This is a genomic window from Streptomyces sp. NPDC046465 (assembly GCF_040646035.1).
Classification (GTDB): domain Bacteria; phylum Actinomycetota; class Actinomycetes; order Streptomycetales; family Streptomycetaceae; genus Streptomyces.
Genome location: NZ_JBEYZK010000037.1, coordinates 44,073 through 50,191, shown reverse-complemented (window position 1 = coordinate 50,191; position 6,119 = coordinate 44,073). Strand labels below are relative to the sequence as shown.

The following is a 6,119-nucleotide window of genomic DNA, read 5'->3' as shown; positions in this document are numbered from 1 at the left end:
CCACTGCCCAGTCCCCCCAGCCGATCGGCGCACCTCCGGATTGCCAGCTCAGCCGAATCTCGCTGATCAGACCGGAATTGTCAGACACCCCCTAGGACTCCAGGGTCTTCTCGCGCTGGTGGTACGTCTGCCGGGTGTGCTCGGTGTGGGCGCGCATGATCTCCGTGGCGCGCTGTTCGTCGCGCTCGGCGATCGCCGCGATCAGTTCGCGGTGCTCCAGCCAGGACTGGCTGCCGCGCTGCCGGGCCACCGGCGTGTAGTACCAGCGGACCCGGCGGTCCACCTGTCCGGCGAGCTCGGCGAGGACCACGTTGCCCGCGAGCTCCATCACCTTGGCGTGGAAGGCGGCGTTGAGGGTGACCACTTGGTCCACGTCGCCGTCGGCCACGGCCTGTTCGCCCCGGGTGCAGAGCTCGTCGAGGGCCGTGATGCCCGCGGTGCCGGTGTTCGCGGCGGCGAGCCGGGCGGCCTCCGCCTCCAACAGGGTCCGGACGGTGAGGAGTTGGTCCGCCTCCTCCTCGGTCGGCTCGTGCACGAACGCGCCTTGGGCGGGCCGCAGGTCCACCCACCCCTCGGTGTTGAGGCGCTGCAACGCCTCACGCACCGGCTGCCGCGAGACCCCCAGATGTCCGGCCAGTTCGCTCTCGACCAGGTGCTGGCCCGGCTGTAGCGAACGGGTCGTGATCAGTTCGAGCAGCGCCTCGTAGACCCGCTCCCTGAGCGGCCCGGGGCGTTCGAGCTTGGGTACCGCCCCCGCAGGCAGTCCTGTGGACAACATCGCGGCCCCCTCCTCCAAGATTGCCTTTTGTCTACAGTCTACGAGCCGTGGGGGCCAGTACCAGGAGAAGTTGAGCCGATCACACCGCTCGACGTGACTCATTCATGGGTATCGCATGACCCGAACTTGGGAACCATTGAGCCCGTTCAGCGGGCCTGGGCCGATCAGGGGCAGCGCACGACCATTCCCGCGTACGAGAGGTTGCCGCCGAAGCCGAAGAGCAGGACCGGGTCGCCGGAGCGGAGCTCCCCGCGTTCCACCAGCTTGGACAGCGCCATGGGGATGCTTCCCGCCGAGGTGTTCCCGGAGTCGACGACATCGCGCGCGACGACGGCGTTCACCGCGCCGATGCGCTCGGCGAGCGGCTCGATGATGCGCAGGTTGGCCTGGTGCAGGACGACACCGGCGAGGTCGGCCGGGGTGAGCCCGGCGCGCTCGCAGGCCGCGCGGGCGAGCGGGGGCAGCTGGGTCGTCGCCCAGCGGTAGACGCTCTGGCCCTCCTGGGAGAAGCGCGGCGGCGTGCCCTCGATGCGGACGGCGTTGCCCATCTCGGGCACCGAGCCCCACAGCACCGGGCCGATGCCGGGCTCCTCGTCGGGCCCGCACGCCTCGATGACGGCCGCTCCCGCGCCGTCGCCGGTCAGCACGCAGGTGGTGCGGTCCGTCCAGTCGGTGACCTCGGTCATCTTGTCCGCGCCGATGACCAGGGCGCGGGTGGCGGCCCCGGCCCGTACGGTGTGATCGGCGGTGGCGAGGGCGTGCGTGAAGCCCGCGCACACGACGTTGACGTCCATCGCGCAGGGCCCCGGGATGCCGAGGCGGGCCGCCACCCGGGCGGCCATGTTGGGCGAGCGGTCGATGGCCGTGGAGGTGGCGACCAGGACCAGGTCGATCGCGTCCGGGGTCAGGCCCGCGGCCGCGAGGGCCTTGCCGCCCGCGTGCGCGGCCAGCTCGTCGACCGGCTCCTCCGGGCCCGCGACGTGGCGGGTGCGAATGCCCACCCGGGACCGGATCCACTCGTCGCTGGTGTCGACCAGGCCTGCCAGGTCCTCATTGGTGAGGATCTTGGCGGGCTGGTAGTGGCCGACAGCGGCGATGCGCGAGCCGTGCATGTACGGGTCCCCCTCGTTGCCGAGAATATTTGTTGCCGAAGACGCTTGGTGCCGACGTTGCCGACGATGCGGGACCCTCCAGTCTGGTCAGCGACTGATGAGTAACGATGCGCGTAATACGACAGGAAAGGAGCGCGGTGTTTGGATGCTTCTCATGATCCGGTCACCCTCCGCAGAGGCGCGTGACCTTGTGTACGGGTTCGCACAGTCCGTAACCGGGCGGGAGCACCGGCCGTGGGAACGGTGATGGGGAAGCGTGCGTGAACCCTGGCTGCGCCAAGCGTCAACTTCCATACTGTAGGCAATATTCCGTCGACGCGCTCTCCATACGTTCCCTCAAACGAGACCCTCGCCGTCGCCGCGGTCCTCGGCTCAGGCCGGACATCTCGGTGGAGCGCCGCCTGGCCGGCGCCGAACGGGTCGGCGACCACCGCACCTCCACCCTCCAGGACCTGGAGCGCGGCAAGCCGCTGGAGCTCGACGTGCTGCTCGCGGCCCTCGTCGAACTGGCGGACGTCACCGGCGTCCCCGTGCCGACGCTGCGCACCGTCCACGCCATCTCGGACCTGCTCTCAGTGAGGACCGCCGCATGAGCGAACGCGACCGCGCCCCCAAGACGTACACCCGTCTCGCCCACGGCGCGTGGATGTACGCGGTCGACCCGCGCCGCACGAAGACCGCGGAGTGGGCGGACAACTGGCTCGGCCTCAACGTCGGCACGGACATCCCGATGGCGCACGCGATCGGCCACGAGATCATCCACGCGGGCCTGGCCAACCACGCGTTCACCGCGCGGGCGACGACAAGATTCGAGGAGTACGCAGCCCTCGTCGAGCCGTGGGCGCTGTCGCTTGTCGCTCGCCGAGAAGGTGACGGGCGTACCGGCCGCCGTCGCCGGGTTGGCGCACGCCTACACGCGCGCCGAGCGGGCCCAGCTGTGCTGGACCCTCGGCATCACCGAGCACCACAACGGCACCGACAACGTGCGCGCACCGATCAACCTGTCGCTCCTGACCGGCCACGTGGGCCGCCACGGCTCCGGCCTGCAGCCGCTGCGCGGCCAGAACCACGTGCGGGGCGGCGGCGACATGGGCACCATCCCGCTCCAACCACCGCGCCGCCTCGTGGAGTTCACCCTGGACGGGGAGCCTGCCCGGGTTCCCGAAGGGTCCACGGTCCTCGACGCCTGTCGCGCCGCGGGAAAGGACGTACCGACGCTCTGCGCTGGCGACACCCTCACCCCCAAGGTGGAGGGCGCCCGTACCCTCGCCCCGGCCTGCTCGCGCCGGGCCGGGCCGGGCCGGGCATGAGCGTCCGTACGGACACCGAGCGCACCCGGCACAGCCGCGGGGTCGTCCTCGAACTGCTCGCCTCATCGGTCGACTTGTCGACCACACCGAAGGTCGCCGAGTAAATGAGGGGGGTACGAGGCGAGGACCGGCCGGTTCGGCCCCGACGCGGCCCGCCTGAACGAGGCGACTGGGACGAGTCCGCGCGGACCGCGACGACGACCGTGTGCGCGTACTGCGGAGTCGGCTGCAACGTGACCCCGCACGTGCAGGACAATGACATCGTGGAGGTCACCTCGCCGCACGACGACCCGGTGACCCACGGCAACCTCCGCAACTAGGGCCGCTTCGGCCACCAGCACGTACAGAACCGGGACTGATCACGACATGGGACGAGTCACTGAGCGACGCAAGGTGATCCGGATCCGGGACGGGCACGTCTCGGAGCGGCCCGACACCCTGGTCGCCGAGGAACCCCTGGAGATCCGCCTCAACGGCAGACCGCTCGCCATCACGATGCGCACCCCCGGTGACGACTTCGCGCTCGCGGCCGGGTTCCTGGTGAGCGAGGGCGTGCTGGGGGCGGCCGACGAGCTGCAGTCCATCGTCTACTGCGCGGGGGCGACGGCGGACGGCTCGAACACGTACAACGTCGTCGACGTGAAGACCACCCCGGGCGTCGTGATCCCCGACATCACGCTCGAACGCAACGTGTACACCACCTCTTCCTGCGGCCTGTGCGGCAAGGCGAGCCTGGACGCCGTCCGGACCACGGCGCGCTTCCCGATCGCCGACGCTCCCCCGGTCCGGCTCGGGACCGAGCTGCTCGCGAACCTCCCCGACCGGCTGCGCGCCGCCCAGCGGGTCTTCGATCGGACCGGGGGGCTGCACGGCGCCGCGCTCTTCTCCGAGGAGGGCGAGCTGCTCGACATACGGGAGGACGTGGGGCGGCACAACGCCGTCGACAAGCTCGTCGGGCGGGCCCTGCAGGACGGGCGCCTGCCGCTCTCGCGCGCGGTCCTGCTCGTCTCGGGCCGCGCGTCCTTCGAGCTCGCGCAGAAGGCCGTGATGGCGGGCGTCCCGGTCCTCGCCGCGGTCTCCGCACCGTCCTCGCTCGCCGTCGACCTGGCCGCCGAGACCGGGCTCACGCTGATCGGGTTCCTGCGCGGCTCCTCCATGAACGTATACGCGGGCGAGCACCGCGTCGCCCTGCGGGCCGCGGCCGCCCAGGGCTGACCCGGGCCCACCGCCTCAGCCCTCGGCCGGGCCCACTGCCTCAGCCTCCGGCGTGCCGACCCCCGAGATCCGGCCGAGCATCTCAAGGAACCGCTCCCGCTCCGCGGCGGACAGGGGCGCGAGGAGTTCGGCGTTGGCGCGGGCGGCCGCTTCCGTGCACCGCTCGACGGTGCGCCTGCCGCGCGCCGTGATCGTGATCGCGTTCTTGCGGCGGTCCCGTGGGTCGGGTGCGCGCTCGACGAGTCCGTCGGCCTGCAGGTCGTTCAGGACGCCGACCATGTCCTTCGGGTCGAGCGAGACGCTGCGGCCGAGCTCCGCCTGGGCGACCGGGCCGAGGTCGGCGACGGCGGACAGGACCACGTGGTGCCACATCTTCAGGCCCTCGCGGATCAGCGCGTCGGCGACCAGGGCGCGGCCACGGGCCGCGGCGCGGCCGAGGAGCCAGCTGGGGAGGGTGCGGATCGCGCTGGGGGCGGGCGGTGTCGAGGCCATGGGAGCAGCGTAACGAGTATTCGTTGGACTTCCCAATGATTGACTATTTATCGTTGGTGTTCCCAATGGTTTCCGACGTTCGGAGGTGGTACGGATGCGTCGTGTCCGGTACGAGCGCAGCGGTGGTCCCGAGGTCCTGTTCCTGGAGGACGTCCCCGTCCCCGAGCCGGGACCCGGCGAGCTCCTCGTGCGCGTCGAGGCGGTCGGCGTGACGCTGCCCGTCGTCCGCAAGGTCCGCGAGGACCGCGATCCGATCGCGCTCGGCGGCGAGATCGCCGGTGCGGTCGTCGCGGTCGGCGAGGGCGTCACCGGCCACGCGCCGGGCGACCGCGTCACCGGCCTCGTCTTCGGGCCCGGGTACGCCGAGTACGCCCTGCTCCTCGCCGCGATGGCCTCGCCCGTTCCCGACGGGGCGAGCGCCGTCGACGCCGTCGCGCTGGTCCGCTCCGGGCTCGTCGCGTACGGCGCGCTCGAAGCGGCCCGTCCCGCGCCCGGCGAGTCCGCGCTCGTCACCGCTGCCGCGAGCGGGGTGGGCCACCTCGCTCTGCAACTGGCCCGGCTAAAGGGTGCCGGGCGGGTCGTGGCCGCCGTGTCCGAGGCGGGCAAGGCGGACTTCGTGCGCGGTCTCGGTGCCGACGAGGTCATCACGTACGACCGCGCGGAGTGGGGCGAGCCCGTCGACTACGTGCTCGACGCGGTCGGCGGCGACCTGCTCGCACCCGCCGTCCGGGCCCTCGCCCCGCACGGCCGCCTGGTGGCCTACAGCTCGGGCGGCGGGACCGTGGCCGCGTACGACCTGCTCGTCGGCGCCAAATCCGTCGTCGGGTTCCAGATGGCGCTGATCGCGCGCGGGCGGCCCGAGCTGTACGAGGCGTGGCGGCGGGAGCTGTGGCAGTTGCACGCCTCGGGCGATCTGCGGCCCGCCGTGCACGCTGAGTTCCCGCTGGACGAGGCGGCGCGGGCGCACCGGGTGATCGAGGCGCGGAGCAACCGGGGCAAGGTCGTCCTGATCCCTTGATGCGCGGTTCTTGTGGGGCTCCGAGGGCCGACGTAGCGTCTGTGAGACGTATGTCGGACGTGGGATGTCAGGATGTCCGGTCGTATATTCGTCATCTGAGCCGTCGTCACCTGAGCCGCCAACACCTGAGCCGTCATCACCTGAGCCGCCGTCACGTCGTCACCTGAGCTGCCATCACCTGAGCCGTCAGCACC

Annotated in this window: 5 protein-coding genes and 3 pseudogenes; 5 read left to right on the top strand and 3 right to left on the bottom strand. The window is 71.5% G+C overall.

The features are described from left to right. Positions 1–91: 91 nt before the first annotated feature. Both ABZ953_RS36710 and ABZ953_RS36705 read right to left on the bottom strand, forming a co-directional pair. Positions 92–778: a GntR family transcriptional regulator gene (locus ABZ953_RS36710; RefSeq protein WP_361733389.1), complete on the bottom strand. Its 687-nt coding sequence runs from the start codon at positions 776–778 to the stop codon at positions 92–94. Positions 779–942: 164 nt separating this feature from the next. Beyond that, the gene (locus tag ABZ953_RS36705) at positions 943–1,890 is read right to left on the bottom strand and encodes a beta-ketoacyl-ACP synthase III (protein WP_361733387.1); all 948 of its coding nucleotides are present in this window, start codon (positions 1,888–1,890) and stop codon (positions 943–945) included. 383 nt (positions 1,891–2,273) lie between these two features. Between ABZ953_RS36705 and ABZ953_RS36700 the strand changes: the two are divergent. The 4 genes and pseudogenes from ABZ953_RS36700 to fdhD form a co-directional block, all read left to right on the top strand. After that, positions 2,274–2,483: pseudogene (locus ABZ953_RS36700) on the top strand (ketopantoate reductase C-terminal domain-containing protein); the annotation flags it as partial. Between the two features lie 44 nt (positions 2,484–2,527). Next, a pseudogene (locus ABZ953_RS36695) lies at positions 2,528–2,993 on the top strand (molybdopterin-dependent oxidoreductase); the annotation flags it as partial. Continuing rightward, positions 2,979–3,520: pseudogene (locus tag ABZ953_RS36690) on the top strand (2Fe-2S iron-sulfur cluster-binding protein). The pseudogenes ABZ953_RS36695 and ABZ953_RS36690, both read left to right, overlap by 15 nt. Positions 3,521–3,566: 46 nt before the next feature. After that, positions 3,567–4,415 (top strand): formate dehydrogenase accessory sulfurtransferase FdhD, encoded by an 849-nt coding sequence (gene fdhD, locus ABZ953_RS36685; protein WP_361733385.1) that lies wholly within the window; start codon positions 3,567–3,569, stop codon positions 4,413–4,415. Positions 4,416–4,430: 15 nt separating this feature from the next. Here fdhD and ABZ953_RS36680 read toward each other — a convergent pair whose 3' ends face one another. Beyond that, the gene (locus tag ABZ953_RS36680) at positions 4,431–4,907 is read right to left on the bottom strand and encodes a MarR family winged helix-turn-helix transcriptional regulator (protein ID WP_361733383.1); all 477 of its coding nucleotides are present in this window, start codon (positions 4,905–4,907) and stop codon (positions 4,431–4,433) included. 94 nt (positions 4,908–5,001) lie between these two features. Between ABZ953_RS36680 and ABZ953_RS36675 the strand changes: the two genes are divergently transcribed. Beyond that, the gene (locus tag ABZ953_RS36675) at positions 5,002–5,925 is read left to right on the top strand and encodes a zinc-binding dehydrogenase (RefSeq protein WP_361733381.1); all 924 of its coding nucleotides are present in this window, start codon (positions 5,002–5,004) and stop codon (positions 5,923–5,925) included. Positions 5,926–6,119 lie beyond the last annotated feature (194 nt).

Bases quoted from the DNA above. Each gene is read 5' to 3' on its own strand.
- fdhD (WP_361733385.1), top strand. From the start codon at position 3,567: ATGGGACGAGTCACTGAGCGACGCAAGGTGATCCGGATCCGGGACGGG.
- ABZ953_RS36710 (WP_361733389.1), bottom strand. From the start codon at position 778: ATGTTGTCCACAGGACTGCCTGCGGGGGCGGTACCCAAGCTCGAACGC.
- ABZ953_RS36680 (WP_361733383.1), bottom strand. From the start codon at position 4,907: ATGGCCTCGACACCGCCCGCCCCCAGCGCGATCCGCACCCTCCCCAGC.
- ABZ953_RS36705 (WP_361733387.1), bottom strand. From the start codon at position 1,890: ATGCACGGCTCGCGCATCGCCGCTGTCGGCCACTACCAGCCCGCCAAG.
- ABZ953_RS36675 (WP_361733381.1), top strand. From the start codon at position 5,002: ATGCGTCGTGTCCGGTACGAGCGCAGCGGTGGTCCCGAGGTCCTGTTC.